This window comes from Amycolatopsis sp. NPDC051071 (assembly GCF_040682875.1).
In the GTDB taxonomy this organism is placed as follows: Bacteria; Actinomycetota; Actinomycetes; order Mycobacteriales; family Pseudonocardiaceae; genus Amycolatopsis.
Genome location: NZ_JBFBBY010000155.1, coordinates 1 through 16,695, shown reverse-complemented (window position 1 = coordinate 16,695; position 16,695 = coordinate 1). Strand labels below are relative to the sequence as shown.

Sequence of the window (16,695 nt, the reverse complement as noted above, 5' to 3'; positions counted from 1 at the left end):
GTTTTGGGTCGTTCTAACGACCCAAAACACTCACGACAACCCGACCCATGCCTTCCCTCCGCTGTCATGCCTTCCCGCCGACCTCTGTATAACGGCCTATATCCAGCCACGGGGTGCGGTGTCTGCTTGGGTGGCGGCATGGTCTTCCGCTCCATCGCGCTGTTCGCGCTCGCCGCCCTGCTGGAGATCGGCGGCGCCTGGCTGATCTGGCAAGGCGTCAGGGAACAGCGCGGCTACGTCTGGATCGGTGCGGGTGTCGTCGCACTGGGCCTCTACGGCTTCGTCGCGACGCTTCAGCCCGACGCCGACTTCGGCCGCATCCTCGCCGCGTACGGGGGAGTGTTCGTCGCGGGTTCGCTGGCGTGGGGGATGGTCGCCGACGGCTACCGGCCGGACCGCTACGACGTCATCGGCGCGCTCATCTGTCTCGCCGGGGTCGGGGTCATCATGTACGCGCCCCGAGGTTGAGGGTTCGCCGGAAACTGTCGGCCACCGGCGCTACTCTGCGCTGTGACCGAAACGGACTTTCCCGCACCGCCCGCCGAGACCCCCGGGCCGAGGCGAAGATTCTCCCCGCTCCTGCTCGTGATGATCCTGCTGGCGGTCGTCGGTGTCGGCACCGGCGGATACGGGTTCTGGACCCTGATGAGCTACCGGATGGCGAGCGTCCCCAGCGGCGGAATGGCGCCCACGATCCAGCCGGGGACGGTCGTGCTGTACCGCTGGGCCGCCCTCCCCGAGATACCGCGCGGCGCGGTGGTGCTCATGGATCTTTCCGCGTTTCCGGACGCGGGCCCCGGTGAGGGGCGGGCCGTCAAACGGGTGATCGGCGTCGGTGGTGATCAGGTCGTCTGCTGCACGCAGGACAACCTGATCACCGTCAACGGGAAGCCGGTCAAAGAGCCGTACACCGAGGACGACAATGGCTACGGCCGCAAGGAGTACCGGCCGTTCAGCGTCCAGGTGCCGCCGGACGCGGTGTTCGTCGCGGGCGATCAGCGCAATAATTCCCGGGACTCACGGATCTACGTCGACTTGCCAGGTAACGGCGCCGTCCCGCTGCCGAAGGTGCTCGGAGTCGTTGTCGGGCTGGGAAGCGTCCTCGGTGCTGAGCCCTTTCCGCAGACCACCGCTTTCGTCGAAGCCGGCCTTCCCGGGGATCCCGTGTCCGACACCGGGTTCCGCACCTCGCGCATGCTGGTGTTCGGGGGAGCGGGGCTGATCGTCCTCGGTGTCATCGGGGTGATCGTGACCGTTGCCCGGTCCGCCGGAAAACGACGAAGAGCAGTCGTAATCCCACCAACGCGCTGACCACCAGCAGGTTGTAGCCGAACATCTGGTGCAGCGTGACCCCCGGCAGCATCTCCGGGCCGGTCGCGCCGCCCAGCAGCAGTACGGCCATCAGCCCGGTCGCCGCGCCGACGAACGCCAGCAGCACTTCGTGCACGAGGCTGGTCACGACGTCGCGGTCGCGTTCGTCGGAGAACAGCCGGACGTTGACCGAAAGCCTGCCTTGTTCCAGCGCATTGCCGATCCGGTCGATGCGGCGGGGCAGGCGGCGCAGCACCGGCAGGAGCGCCATGAGTTCGTTGGTGGCGGTGGAGCGCAACGACTCCGGTCGCAACCCGGCACCTACCTGCTCGGCGGCGTAGGCGCGGGATTCGACGACGATGTTGAAGCCCGGCGCCAGCGCGGCCAGCGTTCCTTCCAAGGTGGCCAGTGCGCGGAACACCGCGGCGATCGGCGGGGGCACGCTGAGCCGGAAGTCGGCGATCACCCGGAACAGGTCGGTGAACATGTCCAGATCCGGCGCCTGCCCGTGGTTGAAGTGCTTGGCCACCAACGCACCCAGTGCCCGTTCCAGCCGCTGCTCCTCGATCTCGTCCGGCCGGTCGACGATCTCCAGCAGGCCATCGCGCAACGCGGCCGGGTCGCCGCGGTCGAGGGCGAGGATCAGGTTCTGCAGCCCGCCACGCAGTCCCGAGTCCAGCCGTCCGACGGAACCGAAGTCGAGCAGGCCCAGCCTGCCGTCGGTGAGCAACAGGACGTTGCCGGGATGCGGGTCGGCGTGGAACACGCCGCTGCCCATCACCTGACCTAGCACGCACCGCAGCATCGACCGCGCGAGTTTGACCCGTTCGGCGACCGGGACCTGCTCGCGGGCGGTGGCGAGTGGTTTGCCGTCGAGCCGCCGCATCACCAGGACGCGTTCGGTGGACAGTGCTTTGTGGACGGTCGGCATGGCGACCTCGGTGCCGGCGTAGGCGGCGGCGACGGACTCGATGTTCCTGGCCTCGGTGCGGAAATCGAGTTCCTCGACCAGCGCGTCGGCGAATCCTTCGGCGAGGTCGACAACGCCGAGCGAACGGGCCCAGTCCGCACGCAGGTCCAGTGCGGCCGCGACGCGGCGGACGATGTCGAGGTCCCGGTCGACCAGCGCCTGCACACCGGGCCGCTGCACCTTGACGACGACGTCCTGCCCGTCGCGCAGCTTCGCGCGGTAGACCTGCGCGATCGACGCGGCCGCGATCGGTTCCGGGTCGAACTCGGCGAAGATCTCGTCCGGGTCGCCACCCAGTTCCTCCCGCAGCACCGTCGCGATCTCGTCGGCGTCGGCGAAGGCGACCTGGTCCTGGAGTTTGCTCAGCTCGTCGATGAACACCGGCGGGAGCAGATCGGACCGCGTCGAGAGCAGCTGGCCGAGCTTCACGAACGTCACGCCGCCCTCTTCCAGCGCCCGCCGCAGCGAACGGGCCAGTTTGGCGTGCCGGACCTGGGCGAGCCCGGGTTCGCGGCGGCCGGTGAGGTAGCGGCCGAGGCCGTGTTTGACCGCGATCCGGGTGATCTGCGAGTACCGCCGGGTCCGGGCGGCGCGGCGGCGCAGGGACCGGATCCGGCCGATCAACCCGAGCCCGGCACCCGACGGGAGGACGAACTCCGCCACGAACAAGAACATCAGCGTCGCCAGGAAAGCGCCACCCGCCACCGGGATGATCAGTCCGGCGAAGGCGCCGCCACCCGCGAACATCGGCCGGGGGAACGCGCTGAGGATGCCGCCCGCGACGAGCCAGCCGAAGCCCGCCGCGCAGAACGCGCGGATCACGCCGATCCGCACCCCCAGCACGCGGCGGGCGGCGACCACGAGCGGCCACAGCATCAGCGCGTAGACGGGCAGGGTGAGCAGGCCGAGCAGCAGGTTCATGCCGATGAGGACATCACGCGCAGTCCCCCCGGGATTCCCGCTCCGGCGGGACGGAGCTCACCCTTGAGAGGGAACGGGCCCCGAAGTTGTAGGTCGTGGTCGCCTCGCGGGGTGCGAACAGGACACCGAGGACGGCCATTGCCGCCGCGGCGAGGAACCCGAGGCGGAGATCGGCGAGGTCGCCGAGCAGCCCGATGAGTGGCGCTCCGGCGGCCTGGCCGAGTGCCAGCATCAAGAAGGCCAGGCCGACACCGAACGCGGGCGACGCCGGATATGCCCTGGTGCCCCAGAGGATCAGCACGCCGGTCAGTCCAATGTAGACGGCGCCGAAGAGGGCGGCCGCGACGAGGAGCGCGGGCAGCGATCGGGTGGCGACCGCGAACAAGGCGGTCGCGACCGCGAACAGGAGCATCCCGGCCGACCAGGTCCGGCGCAGGCCCGCCCGCGACGTCAGTTCGGCGGTGAACGCGCCTGCCAGGCCGACTACGCCGAGGACGATCCACACCACGGTCGACTCGGTTTCGCCGATCCCGCCGACCGTGACGGCGATATCCCGGCCGAACGTCCAGATCGCGGCGCTGGCCGCACCCAGCAGCGCGGCGGCGGGCAGCAGCCGTCCGGTGGCAGGCGGGAACAGCGGGGACGGCAGGCCGCTCTTCGTCTTCTCCCTGACCGACGGCACGACGCGGGCGATCCACAGCGTCACCAGTGCCGATGCCGCCGCGAAGGCCCACCAGGCCAGCCGCCAGTCGCCGATGGCGAGCAGCGAGACCGGGCCCGAGACGAGCACGCCGAGGCCGGTGCCGGCGTTCACCACGGATTGCGCGCGGTCTCGGCGGGTCACGCGGACGACACGCGAGACCGCGTCCGCGAGTGACGGGGACGCCAGCCCGGTGCTGGCTCCGGCCAGTACGACGCCGAGTGCGAGGACGGCCACGTTCGGCGAGGCCGCGATCAAGGCGGTTCCCGCGGTCGCGCTCGTCCCGGCGGCGAGTGCCCCCGCCCGCGCACCCCAGCGAGTCGTGACGGCGGTCGAGGCGATGACGGCGAGGCAGTACGCGACGTAGCTGCCCGCGGCGATGGCGCCGAGTGTGCCGCCGTCGAGGTCGAACTCGGTCCGCAGCGTCGGCGCGAAGAGGCCGTACGCGTACCGCGCGAGCCCGTACGACACCGCGATCAGGGACAACCCCGCCGCGGTGAGGGTCAGCTCGCGTTTGTGCGAAGAAACCATCAGCTTTCCTCCAGAGGTATACCGATCGGTATACACGGGAAGTGTTCCTGCTTTTCACGCTCAGGTCAACCGATCGGTATAGTCGAGGCATGCTGACCCCTGCCGGCGAGCGCGTCCTGAGCGCGGCGAGCACGTTGTTCTACCGGGACGGCCTGAACGCCGTGGGCGTCGCGGCCATCGCCGAGGCCGCCGGCGTCACGAAGAAGACCCTGTACGCGTGTTTCGGGTCGAAGACGGAGCTCATGGTCGCGTACCTGCGGAGCCGTCACGACGTCTGGTGGGCCTTTCTCGAAGAGCGGCTGTCCGAGGCCGGCCCGCCCCGTGCGCTGACGGTCTTCGACTCCTACATGGACCATCCGAAGCTCGGGAGAGACCGGGGTTGCGCGTTCCTCAACGCGGCCGCCGAGCTGACGGCCGGGCATCCGGGGCTCGACGTGATCCGGCGGCACAAGGCGGTGGTGCGGGCGAAGTTCGCCGAACTCATCCGCGAGGACGCGCCGCACGCGGCCGATCCAGAGCGGCTCGCGGAGCAGATCTTCCTGCTGCTGGAAGGCGCGGTGGCGCATATCGGCATCGACGGTGACGCGCACCGGATCACGCTGGCGAGGGAGATCGCGGAGATACTGCTGAGGGATCCGCGCCAAGCCGTCACACATTAGAAAGAGCTCATGCGACTTTTCGGCCCGCTCGTCGACCGGGCGACGTACCGCCGCTGGGTGTACTTCATCCTCGGCGGCGCCCTCAGCGTGCCGTATCTGCTCTTCGCCGCCATCGTGGTGCCCTCGCTGCTGCCGCTCGTCGTGACGATGGAGCGAGGGGTCGTCATCGGGCTGATCACCGTTGTCCTGGTGATGATCGCGTCGTCGTTCATTCCCGCCGTTCGTGTGCTGGAAGGCGCGGCCGTGCGGGAACTGCTGGACGATCCCGTGCCCGGAGTGACCTTCGGGCCCGCGGGCAGCTGGCCCGTCCGGCTGCGGTCGAGTGCGATGTTCCTGCTGCACGTGGGCTCCGGCTGCGCGGTCAGCCTGGTGAGCCTGCTCGTCCCGGTCGCCTTCGGTTTCGCGGTCGCGGCGCCGTTCACCGGCCGGATCGCACTGTCCGCCGAAAACCCGATCGTGGTGCCGAAGGGCTGGGCGAGCGCGTGGATCCCGGTGGTGTTCCTGCTCGGCCTCGTCGCGCTGGCCTACGGCGTCTGGCTGGCAGGCGCGGTGCTGACCCGGGTCGCCCGGAGCCTGCTGGGCGTCTCGGCCGCCGAGCGGATCGCCCAGCTGGAGAAGCGCACCGAACAACTTGCTGAACGCAACCGGCTGGCCAGGGAACTGCACGATTCGGTCGGGCACGCGCTGAGTGTCGTGACGATCCAGGCCGGGGCCGCGCGCCGGACACTGCGGTCCGATCCGGACTTCACCGAACAGGCGCTGACCGCGATCGAGGATTCCGCGCGCGCCGCACTCGACGACCTCGACCATGTGCTGGGCCTGCTGCGTGAGGAAGCATCGGCCAGGACGCCGCAATCCGGGCTGGGGGAGCTGTCCGCACTGGTCGAGGCGACCAGGCTGGCCGGCGCGGAAGTGGCGGCCGAGATGCGGGGCGAGCCGTCGGCGGTGCCGCCGGTCGTCTCCCGCGAGGCGTACCGGATCTTGCAGGAATGCCTGACGAACGCGTTGCGGCACGCCGGTAAGGTGCCGGTGACGGTGCTCGTCGACGCCGGGCCGGAGCTGCTGCGGCTGCGGGTGTCGAATCCGCTCGGTGCGGCGGCGCCGTCACGCGAGGGGGGCGGCCGGGGGCTGCGGGGGATGGCGGAACGGGTGGACGTGCTCGGTGGCACGATCACGGCGGGCCGCGCGGACGAACGGTGGGAAGTCGAGGTGGCGGTGCCATGGGGGAAACGGCGATGAGCGTCGGCGTGTTGCTGGTCGACGACGAGCAGCTGATCCGGGCCGGGTTGCGGGCGATCGTCGCCTCCGAGCCGGATCTGGAGGTCGTGGGGGAAGCGGCCGACGGCGCCGAGGTGCCTGGTCTGGTTTCCCGCTTCAAGCCCGACGTCGTGCTGATGGACGTCCGGATGCCTTCGGTCGACGGGATTCGCGCGACCACGCATCTGATGTCCACTATGGACAATCCGCCGAAGGTGATCGTGGTGACCACCTTCGAGAACGACGACTACGTCTACGACGCGTTGCTCGCCGGTGCGAGCGGGTTCCTGCTGAAGCGGACCCGGCCAGAGGAGATCGTCGCGGCGATCCGGACCGTGGCGGCGGGGGAGTCGCTGCTGTTCCCGGCGGCGATTCGGCGGCTGGCGTCGCAGCAGGCCAAACGCGGCCCGCGGGATGGCCTCGCCGGTGCCGGTCTCACCGAACGTGAACGCGAGGTGCTGCGGTTGATGGCGGGCGGTCTGTCCAATGTGGAGATCGCGGGTGAGCTGTACCTCGGCGTGCAGACGGTCAAGACACACGTCGGGAACGTCCTTTCGAAACTCGGTGCGAGGGACCGGACACAAGCGGTGATCAAGGCGTACGACACCGGATTCGTCACACCGGCGGGCTGAACGCGGTAGGTTGACTTCCACATACTCGCCCTGATGTGAGGGAGTTCCTGGGTGGATACCAACGTCAACCGCCGTCGCCTGCTGGGTCTTGGCACGGCCGCGGCCGCGGGCGCGGTGCTCGGTACGGCGCAGGTCGCCTCCGCTCAAGAGGCCGGAGTGTCCGATGTCGACGCTGCCGACGCTGCCGACGCTGCCGACGCTGCCGACACGCCCGCCGCCGACGCGTCGTCCGCCGCCCGCCGGATCTCCCAGGTCTACGTCAGGGAAACCGCGAAGGCCGGCGGCACCTGGTCGTCCTGCATCAGCGTCGCGGACTCCGCCGGAACCCTGGTTCCCGCCGTCTCCGAGCGCGCCGACGCGGTCGTCGAGGCCTACAGCGTCAACAAGATCGCGGTCGCCACCGCGGTGCTCGACAAGATCGACCGCGGACTGCTCACTTTGGACCAGCGGGTCGACGTCACCGCCGACATCGTCATCAAGGACACCGATGGCATCTTCGGGCTCGACGGCGCGTACCCCAGTTCGGTGACCCTCGGGCACGCGATGGCCGCGCTGCTGACGCTGTCCGACAACACCGCCGTCCGGCTGTGCGGGCTGGTCTGCCCGGCCGCCGAACTCAACCAGATCCTGCGGGACAAGGGATTCGTGCACACGCAGGTCGTCCCGGTGGCGAACCCGAACCGCTTCTTCCTCGGCACGACCACCCCGGCCGAGACGCATACGCTGCTGCGGAAACTGGTCGAAGGCACGCTGCTTTCGGCGAAGTCGACCGCGTACCTGCTGACCATCCTGCGGTCGCTGAGCGCGTTCACCGACGGCGTGCGGCTCGACCTGACCTCGGCCGAGCGGTTGCGGGTCGCCACGAAGGCGGGCTGGTTCAACGACGGCCGCAACGAGGCCGGGGTCATGTTCAGTGCGGACGGCAAGCCGATCCTGACTTACTCGTTGTTCGCGTCCGGCGCGTTCGCCGGTGACGCGGCGGTGAACAAGGACAACTACGCGGCGACGCACCCGGCGCTGAAGGCGCGGACGAAGCTCGGGAAGTCGATGTTCCGCGCGGTCGAGAAGCTGACCGCCACGACCACCCGCACTTACGCCACCGCGCCGTACCGGGCCTCCAACGGCGGCTGATCGTCAGTCCAGTGCGGCGAGGATCAGCGTGGCCATCGCGACCGGATCCCCGTTTTCCGGGCGTAGCACCAGATCCGGGGTCTCCGGGCGTTCGTAAGGCGCGTCGACACCGGTGAAACCGCTGATCTTGCCGGCCATGGCCTTCGCGTACATCCCCTTGGGGTCGCGGTCTTCGCAGACTTCGAGTGGGGTGTCGACGAATCATCGCGTCGGTGTGCAGTCTGAACGAAAAGGCCTCGGACGGCTGGTCCGACGTCTTCCGCGGCGACGCGATCGGCCGTAGCCAGCTGGATCTGTGGGCACGAGGTGCGGAAAGGTCACTAGAAGCCCGCGCGCGGCACAACGCGGCGCAGTTCTGCGATGTCGACGAACGTTTCTCCGCCTACCGCGCGCCGCCCACGACCTCTGACCCCGCGTGCCTGAACTTCGATCACGCGTGCCTGAACTTCGATCACGCGTGCTTGAAGACCGATCTCGCGTGCTTGAAGCCGGAACACGCCAGACACGTGAGTTCCGGCTCCAAGCACGCGAGTTGCGACTTCAGGCACGCGAGTTACGGCTTCAAGCACGCGAGTTACGTGTCCAGGCACGCGAGATCGGCATTTGCCGCCGGGCTAGGACCGCAACTAGAGGACTAATTGCGGGAAGGAGGAAGGAAGGGGAGAAGGGAAGGGGAAGGGGGAGGGGGAGGGGGAGGGGGAGGGAGGGTCAGAAGCCGGCGGCGGCGCGTTGGGCGGGGAGACCCCGGGTCGTGATCCCGCGCAGGACCTCGACGCGCTCCGAGCCGGGGCGACCGAGGACCCAGCTCGACCCCGGCACCTCCTTGGCGCGTTTCTTCAACGGCGCCAAGAGCCGGGAAGCGTCCTTATAGGACCGGATCGCGCCGTTTCCGCACACCAGGGTCGCGAGCGACACCGTCACCGGCAGCCCGTCGGCAGACCACGCGGTGTCCAGCAACGCGGCGGCGACCGTCCCGATCTCGTCGACGTCGCACGCGATCAGGAAGTCGTCCCCGCCGACATGGCTGACGCGCATCCGGCGCAGCCTCGACTCCAGATCGGTGAGTGTCCGGCCGAGTGTGCGGATCAGGTCGTCGCCCGCGGCGAATCCGGCGGTGTCGTTGACCGTCTTGAAGGAGTCGACGTCCAGCCAGGCCGCGACGAACGGCTCCCGCGCGTTGATCCGGCGGTCGACGTCCCTGGCGACGGCGTCGCTGCCGGGTAAGCGGGTCAGCGGGCTCAGCGAGACGGCCTCTTCGACCTTCGCTTCCGCCACGCCGCGGACGACCTCGTTCACCAGCACCACCCCGACGCAGCGGCCGCGGTCGTCGACCACCACGACGTCGTCGCCGGTGCGGCTCCAGTCCGCGTCGGTGACCAGTTCGAGGAACTCCAGCGCGCTCGCGTCGGCGTGGATCGTATGCGGCTGGTCGGCGAGCCGCGACGCGGGCCGTTTGGCGTGCAGGGCATGGCCATACAACCCGGTCACCGCGACCAGGAAGCGCGTCCGGTCGATCGACCATTGTGGACGGTGCCGCTCGTCGATGCCGACGACGCCGCTCGGCCCGTCGGTGGTGGCCATTACTTCGCGGACGTCGTCGCAGGTGGCGCTCTCCGGCAGGGTGGTCGCGGGCCGGAGGAAGTCGCCGACGCGGCGGGCACGGGCGGTGCCGGGGATGAACGGGCCGGGCGCGTCCGGGGCGGGCAGCGGCGCGTGGTTGCCGTCCGGCGGGGCGAGCAAAGTGCCCTGCGCGATCCGCACGCCGAGCCTGCGCGCGGACTCCAGCTGCTCGGTGGTTTCGAGTCCGGTGGCGACCAGCCGGTTGTCGGTGCGGGAGGCGAAATGCAGCACCGCCTCGACCACCGCGACGGCTGCCGGGTCGTGCGGCAGTCCGCGCAGCACGCTGTGGTCGAGTTTCACCAGGTCGATCGGCGCGGAAGCGAGCAGGGTGAGCGGGAGGTCGCCGCGGCCGAGGCCGTCGAGCGCGAGCCGGAACCCCAGTTCGGTGAGCCGTCGCATGCCGGTGAGCAGCTGGTCGGCCGGGACCTGGGAGAACGGCGGCCCGATCTCCAGTACGACGTCCCTGGTCCGGCGGCCGGACAGGCCGAGCGCGTCGATCAGCGGGTCGAACCGGGACACGGGCGCGGAGAATGTCCGCGCGGACAGGTTCAGGTGCAGGGGGAGCGTGGTCTGTGGTTCGTTCTGACGGCGGACGGCCTCGGCGGCCAGGCCGACGTCGACCTCGGCCAGCCTGCCGCTGCGCCGGGCGTCGGCGAGCAGTTCGTGGGCGGTGCCGCGTCCCGGCCGCGCCAGGGCTTCGAACGCGACGACGCCACCGGTGTGCAGGCTGTACAACGGCTGGTAAGCGAAGCGGACCGCGATCTGCAACGTCACAAACGCATATTCGCCGCTCATCACAAGGAGCGAAATACGTGTCGACTGATGTTCATCGTGCAGGCACCAGGTTACCTAGAACGGCGTAATGCACGTCACCCGATCAGGTACTTCCTTACTTGCCATGGCGCCGTTCGGAAAAGTGTCGACATCGTTTCGGCGGTACCCGAAATATCCTCGCGACCGGACGTGAAGGCCCGCTGGAGTCCGGTGGGCAAGGTGAAGAACAAATCGAAGAACACCGGGACCACCTCGGGCGGCATCCCGCACAGTGCGCGCAGCCCGTACCGGCGCAGGCCGTGCACGGCGCGGGCCGAGGACGGCCACAGCGCCCGGTGAGCGGCCGACGCGGCTTCGGCAGGCCCTCGGTCCCACGTCCGGGTGACGGCGTCGGCAACCGGATCCGCAAGCCGCACCGACGTCGCCACGCTGTACCCGGTCGCTGGATGCACCAGCCCGGCGGCGGCCCCGAACGGCACCATCCGGCCACGCCGGGGCACCGGCACGTCGAGCACGATCCGCACGCGTTCCTCGCGGTCGCCGGGCTTCAGCCCGGCGGCGGACAGCCGTGTTCGCAGCCGCGCCGCCAGCACCTCCAGTGGCAGGCCAGGTTTGCGGGCGAGTGAGGTCTCCTCGACCAGGACGGTGCCGTCACCGAGCGGCAGCACGTACAGGAAGCCCTGTTCGCTGCCACGCCAGTCCATGAACATCGCGGTATCGGCACTGTCCACCAGGCGCAGCGCGTCTTCGGCAGGCAGGACCACGCCGAACGCCGTCTGTTCGTACCGGTCGCCCTTCGGCCGGGCACCGGAAGCGTCGAAGTACAGCCCCGCGGCGAGCAGCCGGCCGTCCGAAAGCCGCACCGTCGAGCCGAACCGGCCGTGCTCGACACCGGACACCGCTCCGGAGACGACGTCGTAGCCGCCGGACAGCCAGTCGCGCAGGCCTGCGTTGTCCACCACGAGGTACTGCCGCTCCAGGATGTGCGGCCCGGTCCCGAAGGCGAGCGTCGCCGAGGGTGCGCATGCGATGGCACTCTTGGGCAGCAACGGCAGCTCGTCGCCCCACAGCCCGTAGGTCGCTTTCCAGCGCCTGTCCGGCGCCGGGTCGACCAGGACCGTCGCCAGGCCCCGGCGGGCGCAGGCGCGGGCGAGCGCGCGCCCCGCCGGGCCGCCTCCCGCGATCACCACGTCCGCCACCTGGGCATCTCACCATGCCTGCCCGGCGGATACGGTGTGACGCATGGAACAGACGGACCCGAGGACGTGGCGACGAGACCCGGAGAGTGAGAGCGCCGGGTTCAGCGACCTCGCCACGAGCCCGTTCCGGATCGACCGGGACCGGATCGCGGCGTCGCCGTTCTTCGCCCGGCTCGGCGGAGTGACGCAGGTGGTCAGCGCCGGGGGCGCCGGGCTGCTGCACAACCGGCTCACGCACAGCCTCAAGGTCGCGCAGGTCGCGCGTGCGATCGCCGAACGGATCAACTCCGCCAGCGATTCCGCCGAACTCGCCGCGAAACTGGGTGGTTGCGACCCGGACGTCGCCGAGGCCGCCGCACTCGCGCACGATCTGGGGCATCCGCCGTTCGGGCATCTGGGGGAGCAGACCCTCGACCGCATCGCCCGGCACCGGTTCGGCCTCGCCGACGGGTTCGAGGGCAACGCGCAGTCGTTCCGGATCATCACCACCACCGACGTGCGCGGCCCGTCCGCGTCCGGCCTCGACCTCACCACCGCGGTCCGCGCCGCGGTGCTGAAGTACCCGTGGGCCCGGCTGCACGTGCCCGATCCGCATCCGACGTCGATGGACGTCCAGCCGCGTGGCGCGGCCGAACCGGCCGACGCTCCCGGCACCGGCGCGAGCAAGTTTTCCGCCTACAGCACCGAACTGGACGACTTCGTCCAGGCGCGGGCGCCGTTCGACGGCCGGATCGAACCCTGGCAGCAGACCGTCGAAGCGTCCGTGATGGACACCGCGGACGACATCGCGTACGCCATCCACGACCTCCAGGACTTCCACCGCATCGGCGTCCTGCAGCACGCGCCGGTCGCGGCCGAGTTCAGCGGCTGGATCAACCACGCCGTCGAACTGGCCGGACTGGACGACGCGACACTGACCGCCGAACGGCGGCTGCCCGGCCGTTCGCTGGAACGGCTGCGCCGCCGGATGCACGCCAAGGACGGCTGGATCGTCGACGACGACGCCTTCACCAGCGCCATCGCCCGTGTCCGCGCCGAACTCGTCGACGGCCTGCTGGCCACCGGTTTCGACGGTTCCATCGAAGCGGAGCAGGCCACCGCCGCGTTCTCCTCGAAGTGGACCGCGCGGCTCGTCGACGGCGTGCAGGTGGTGCCGTCGCCCTCGACCCGGACAGGACATCTCACGCTGCGGCCCGCGCAATGGCACGAAGTGCAGGTGCTGAAGTTCGTCCACCGGCGGTTCGTGCTGCTGCGCCCGGAACTGGCGCTGCACCAGCGTGGCCAGGCGAGCCTGGTGACGACGCTGGTCGACGCGCTCGACGCCTGGCTGCTCGACCGCGACGAGTTCTACCGGCTGCCGCGGCGGCTGCACGACCTCGTCGAACTGGCGCAGTCGGAGTTCAGTGCGCTCGCGCGGACGTCGCCGGAACTACTCATCGGGGCGACCGGGGAACCGGTCACCGGCGCCGACGCCGTGCGCGGGCTCGCGCGCGGGCGCGCCGTGGTCGACTTCGTGGCGTCGCTGACGGACAAACAGGCGGTGACCCTTTTGGACGGGTTGTCCGGTCGCGCTTCGCAGCCTTGGTCGGATTCGTTCGTCCTGTAACCGCTCCGCGTGTCATGAGGGGTCCCCATAGGACGAAAAGTGTCCTATGGGGACCCCTCATGGCATCCGGGGGAACACGGTTACGACGAAGCTCCACGTGACCACACGATTACGCTGAACGGCCTACAGCGTCTGGTCAAAAACGGAAAATCCCATTCCGACGTCACTCGAACGGCGCCTGCCGCCGGTGCACGCGCGGTACTTAGCTTGATCCAGCCGGTGATCGCCGGCATTGGTCAGCGTGAGTCGGGGCACGCGCCTAGGAATCGGAGGCGCACGTGCGTCCAACCCGTTCTAGCAGGAGAAGAAGAACGATCCTGACCGCGGGCACCGCGGTGCTTGTCACCGCGCTCGGCCTGGTCAGCCCGCCCGTCGCGGGAGCGGATACCACTCAATCCCCGGACGCGTTCTCGGAGAACAGCGTCCGGCAGATCGAGGCATTGCAGTCGATCAAGAAAAGCCAGACCGCCGGTGAGTCCAAAGTGGACAGCCGACTGCTCGTCGAACAGAAACTCCGCGCACAGCGCATGTCGGCCTCCGCGGTTCCCGCACTGGGGTCTGGGGCGAAGGTCTCCGCGGCCGGCACCGTGCTCGTGGACATCCGGGGCCAGGTCTCGGACGAACTCCTGAAGAGCCTCCGCGAATCCGGTGCGGGAATTCGCGCGGTTTCCGAACATTACGGCAGCGTCCGCGCCGAGGTCCCGCTGAACGCGGTCCCCGCGATCGCCGGGCGCGCCGACGTCAAGAAGGTCGAAGCCGCCAACGAGGCGTTCACCGCCCGCCAGCTCGCCGAGCCCGCCACCGCGGGCGAACAGGCGAAGCAGGAGAGCAAGGAAGAGAAGGCCACCCGGATCGCGGCCGAGCTGAAGAAGGCCGTCGAGGCCAAGGGTCAGGTCGGCATCGCCGCCGGGCCGGTCAACAGCGAGGGCGACCGCGCCCACAACGCCGACACCGCGCGCCAGCAGTTCGGCGTCACCGGCGTCGGCACCAAGATCTGCGCGCTGTCCGACGGTGTCGACTCGCTCGCGACCTCGCAGGCGCGTGGCGAACTCCCGGCGGGCGTCGACGTCATCCCCGGCCAGGAGGGTGACGGCGACGAGGGCACCGCGATGCTCGAGATCATTCACGACCTCGCGCCGAACGCGTCGCTCGGTTTCGCCAGCGCGTTCAACTCCGACGCCAGCTTCGCCGACAACATCCGCAAACTGCGGTTCGACGCGCACTGCGACGTCATCGTCGACGATGTCCTGTACTTCAAGGAATCCCCGTTCCAGGACTGGATCATCGCCCAGGCCGTGAACGACGTGACCGCCAACGGCGCACTGTACTTCTCCTCGGCCGGTAACGAGGGCAACGTCGCCGACGGCACCTCGGGCCACTGGGAAGGCGACTTCGCCGACTCCGGCAAGGGAGTCGGCAAGTTCGCCGGCGCCGCGCACAATTTCGCCGGTGCCGCGGGCAACCAGATCTTCGAGCCGATCTCGAGCGCGTCCGGCGCCGTGCCGGTCACGTTGTTCTGGTCGGACCCGCTGGGCCGTTCCACCAACGACTACGACCTGTACCTGCTGAACGCGGCGGGCAACGTCGTGGACTTCAGCCAGGACAACCAGACCGGGACCCAGGACGCCTACGAGCGGGTGGACACCACGGGTGGCGCCGGGCTGCGGCTGGCGATCGTCAAGTTCTCCGGTGAGGGACGCTACCTCTCGCTGTCCGCGCTACGTGGCCGGTTCACCGACTCGGCCGACGGTCTCAAGGCCTACACCAGGCCCGGCGTGACAGTGGGCCACTCGGCCGCGCGGGACGCGTTCAGCGTCGCGGCCGCTCCGGCGGCCAAGGCGTTCTCGCGTGCCCTCGAACCGGGTGACCCGGCCAACCCGGCCGGTCCGTTCCCCGGTGCGTTCAGCGCGTCGACCAAGGTCGAACGGTTCACTTCGGACGGTCCTCGGCGCGCGTTCTACCACGCCGACGGCACCCCGATCACCCCTGGCAACGTGTCCGGGACCGGTGGTGAGGTCCGCGCCAAGCCGGACATCACCGCGGCCGACGGCGTCTCCACGAGCGTCACCGGCTTCACCACGTTCTACGGCACGTCGGCCGCCGCACCGCACGCCGCCGCGATCGCGGGCCTGGTGCTCTCGGGTAACCCGGGGCTGCCCCCGGCCGACGTGCGCGAGGCGCTGATCAACACCGCCGTCGACATCCTGACCCCTGGCCGCGACAACTCCAGTGGTGCCGGCGTCATCCTCGCCGACAAGGTGCTCGCTTACACCGGTGCCAGCCCGCAGCCGCTCGCGACCGCGGGCCAGCCGACGGTCACCCCGGCCGACGGCGGTTCGGCGCTCGACCCGGGCGACACCGCCAAGGTGACCCTGCCGGTGACCAACCGGGGTGACGGCACCGCGACATCGACCAGCGTCGTGCTCAGCAGCCCGACCCCGGGTGTCACGGTGGCGCCGCGCTCGAAGTCGTACGGCACGATCAGCCCAGGGCAGACCGGGGTGAACGACTTCACCATCACCGTTCCCACTACCCAGGAACTGGGCGCGCCGGTGGTGCTGAACGCACGGGTGACCTTCGCGGGTTCGTTCTCGCCGACCACGACGTCGTTCTCGCTGCCCGTCGGCACTCCGTCGCCGGTGGCGAAGAACTTCGCCTACGCCGGTGCCGCCGTGGCCATCCCGGACAGCGACCCAACCGGCGTCACCGTGCCGATCACGGTGAGCGGTGTCGGGCGCGCGTCGAAGCTGACGTTCTCGGTGGACGGTGCCACGTGCAACACCGACCAGACGTCGGAGACGGTGGGCATCAACCACTCGTACGTCGGTGACCTGGTCGGCACGCTGACCTCGCCCTCGGGTGCGAAGGGGACCGTGTTCCAGCGTGCGGGTGCCTCGGGCAACAATCTGTGCCAGGTGGCCTTCGCCGACACCGCGACCGCCCCGTTCACTTCGGTGACCGCGGCGAACGCGCCGTTCACCGGCACGTACAAGCCGGCGCAGGTGCTCGGGGGCCTGACCTCCGGCACGGCGGCCGACGGTACCTGGAAGTTCACCGCGGTGGACGTCGCCGGTGGCGACACCGGGTCGATCCGCTCGGTTTCCTTGCACATCAACGGTTTCGTTCAGCCCGGCGTGGCTGAGCGGCCGGCGAGCGTCGGGAAGTCGGTGGGACGCGGTCCGGTGAAGCCGGTCTAGTCCGTCATGATCCGTGAAGGCCTCCTTTCCTGCTCGCAAGGGTAGGGCCCCGGCAAAGTCGGGATCTTGAGGTCAGGTGGCTGTTGGTCGCTGTGTGAGGCTGCCGCTGAGGTTCCTGGAAGTACAGGAAGGCCTCCTTCCTTGCCGTCCCGGCCGTCGCGCGGTGTTGGGATCTTCGAGACGACGG

General features: G+C 69.7%; 12 protein-coding genes and 2 pseudogenes. 9 read left to right on the top strand and 5 right to left on the bottom strand.

Annotated features, from left to right (window positions below):
• The first annotated feature begins 138 nt into the window (after positions 1-138).
• Positions 139-468: a YnfA family protein gene (locus AB0M65_RS33350; RefSeq protein ID WP_364036767.1), complete on the top strand. Its 330-nt coding sequence runs from the start codon at positions 139-141 to the stop codon at positions 466-468.
• 42 nt (positions 469-510) lie between these two features.
• Complete coding sequence (lepB, locus tag AB0M65_RS33345; protein ID WP_364036764.1) at positions 511-1,311, top strand: signal peptidase I; 801 nt, start codon at positions 511-513, stop codon at positions 1,309-1,311.
• Here the strand turns inward: lepB and AB0M65_RS33340 are convergent.
• Positions 1,235-3,202, bottom strand: coding sequence for an AarF/UbiB family protein (locus AB0M65_RS33340; RefSeq protein ID WP_364036761.1), 1,968 nt, complete (start codon positions 3,200-3,202; stop codon positions 1,235-1,237). The two genes, lepB and AB0M65_RS33340, sit on opposite strands and share 77 nt — an antisense overlap.
• Positions 3,203-3,215: 13 nt before the next feature.
• Entirely contained in the window at positions 3,216-4,433 is a 1,218-nt protein-coding gene (locus AB0M65_RS33335) for an MFS transporter (RefSeq protein ID WP_364036758.1), read from the bottom strand.
• A gap of 89 nt (positions 4,434-4,522) precedes the next feature.
• Here AB0M65_RS33335 and AB0M65_RS33330 point away from each other — a divergent pair, with 89 nt between their 5' ends.
• The 4 genes from AB0M65_RS33330 to AB0M65_RS33315 are packed head-to-tail and all read left to right on the top strand — an operon-like array spanning position 4,523 to position 8,112.
• Positions 4,523-5,092, top strand: coding sequence for a TetR/AcrR family transcriptional regulator (locus AB0M65_RS33330; protein WP_364036755.1), 570 nt, complete (start codon positions 4,523-4,525; stop codon positions 5,090-5,092).
• 9 nt (positions 5,093-5,101) lie between these two features.
• Positions 5,102-6,331 carry a histidine kinase gene (locus tag AB0M65_RS33325; RefSeq protein ID WP_364036752.1) on the top strand — a complete coding sequence of 410 codons (1,230 nt, stop codon included), beginning with the start codon at positions 5,102-5,104 and terminating at the stop codon, positions 6,329-6,331.
• Positions 6,328-6,981 (top strand): response regulator transcription factor, encoded by a 654-nt coding sequence (locus AB0M65_RS33320; RefSeq protein ID WP_364036773.1) that lies wholly within the window; start codon positions 6,328-6,330, stop codon positions 6,979-6,981. The genes AB0M65_RS33325 and AB0M65_RS33320 overlap by 4 nt, the downstream gene beginning before the upstream one ends.
• Before the next feature lie 51 nt (positions 6,982-7,032).
• Positions 7,033-8,112, top strand: coding sequence for a serine hydrolase (locus tag AB0M65_RS33315; protein WP_364036749.1), 1,080 nt, complete (start codon positions 7,033-7,035; stop codon positions 8,110-8,112).
• A gap of 3 nt (positions 8,113-8,115) precedes the next feature.
• On the opposite strand, the pseudogene AB0M65_RS33310 reads toward AB0M65_RS33315, so the two are convergent.
• Positions 8,116-8,313 (bottom strand): annotated as a pseudogene (locus AB0M65_RS33310) (adenylyl-sulfate kinase); the annotation flags it as partial.
• Here AB0M65_RS33310 and AB0M65_RS33305 point away from each other — a divergent pair.
• A pseudogene (locus AB0M65_RS33305) lies at positions 8,313-8,477 on the top strand (sulfotransferase); the annotation flags it as partial. The pseudogenes AB0M65_RS33310 and AB0M65_RS33305 overlap by 1 nt on opposite strands.
• 343 nt (positions 8,478-8,820) lie before the next feature.
• Here AB0M65_RS33305 and AB0M65_RS33300 read toward each other — a convergent pair.
• Together AB0M65_RS33300 and AB0M65_RS33295 are read right to left on the bottom strand one after the other, a co-directional pair.
• The gene (locus AB0M65_RS33300; protein ID WP_364036746.1) at positions 8,821-10,527 is read right to left on the bottom strand and encodes a GGDEF domain-containing protein; all 1,707 of its coding nucleotides are present in this window, start codon (positions 10,525-10,527) and stop codon (positions 8,821-8,823) included.
• A gap of 74 nt (positions 10,528-10,601) precedes the next feature.
• Positions 10,602-11,705, bottom strand: a complete 1,104-nt coding sequence (locus tag AB0M65_RS33295) for a lycopene cyclase family protein (protein ID WP_364036743.1) — start codon at positions 11,703-11,705, stop codon at positions 10,602-10,604.
• Positions 11,706-11,748: 43 nt separating this feature from the next.
• On the opposite strand from AB0M65_RS33295, the gene dgt reads away from it, so the two are divergent.
• Both dgt and AB0M65_RS33285 read left to right on the top strand, forming a co-directional pair.
• Positions 11,749-13,311: a dGTP triphosphohydrolase gene (gene dgt / locus AB0M65_RS33290; RefSeq protein WP_364036740.1), complete on the top strand. Its 1,563-nt coding sequence runs from the start codon at positions 11,749-11,751 to the stop codon at positions 13,309-13,311.
• A 314-nt stretch (positions 13,312-13,625) separates the two neighbouring features.
• Positions 13,626-16,508 carry a S8 family serine peptidase gene (locus AB0M65_RS33285; RefSeq protein ID WP_364036770.1) on the top strand — a complete coding sequence of 961 codons (2,883 nt, stop codon included), beginning with the start codon at positions 13,626-13,628 and terminating at the stop codon, positions 16,506-16,508.
• The last annotated feature ends 187 nt before the right edge of the window (positions 16,509-16,695 follow it).

Coding starts and splice junctions, on each gene's coding strand:
- AB0M65_RS33300 (WP_364036746.1), bottom strand. CDS start 10,527: ATGAGCGGCGAATATGCGTTTGTGACGTTGCAGATCGCGGTCCGCTTC.
- dgt (WP_364036740.1), top strand. CDS start 11,749: ATGGAACAGACGGACCCGAGGACGTGGCGACGAGACCCGGAGAGTGAG.
- AB0M65_RS33320 (WP_364036773.1), top strand. CDS start 6,328: ATGAGCGTCGGCGTGTTGCTGGTCGACGACGAGCAGCTGATCCGGGCC.
- AB0M65_RS33335 (WP_364036758.1), bottom strand. CDS start 4,433: ATGGTTTCTTCGCACAAACGCGAGCTGACCCTCACCGCGGCGGGGTTG.
- AB0M65_RS33325 (WP_364036752.1), top strand. CDS start 5,102: ATGCGACTTTTCGGCCCGCTCGTCGACCGGGCGACGTACCGCCGCTGG.
- AB0M65_RS33330 (WP_364036755.1), top strand. CDS start 4,523: ATGCTGACCCCTGCCGGCGAGCGCGTCCTGAGCGCGGCGAGCACGTTG.
- AB0M65_RS33340 (WP_364036761.1), bottom strand. CDS start 3,202: ATGAACCTGCTGCTCGGCCTGCTCACCCTGCCCGTCTACGCGCTGATG.
- AB0M65_RS33350 (WP_364036767.1), top strand. CDS start 139: ATGGTCTTCCGCTCCATCGCGCTGTTCGCGCTCGCCGCCCTGCTGGAG.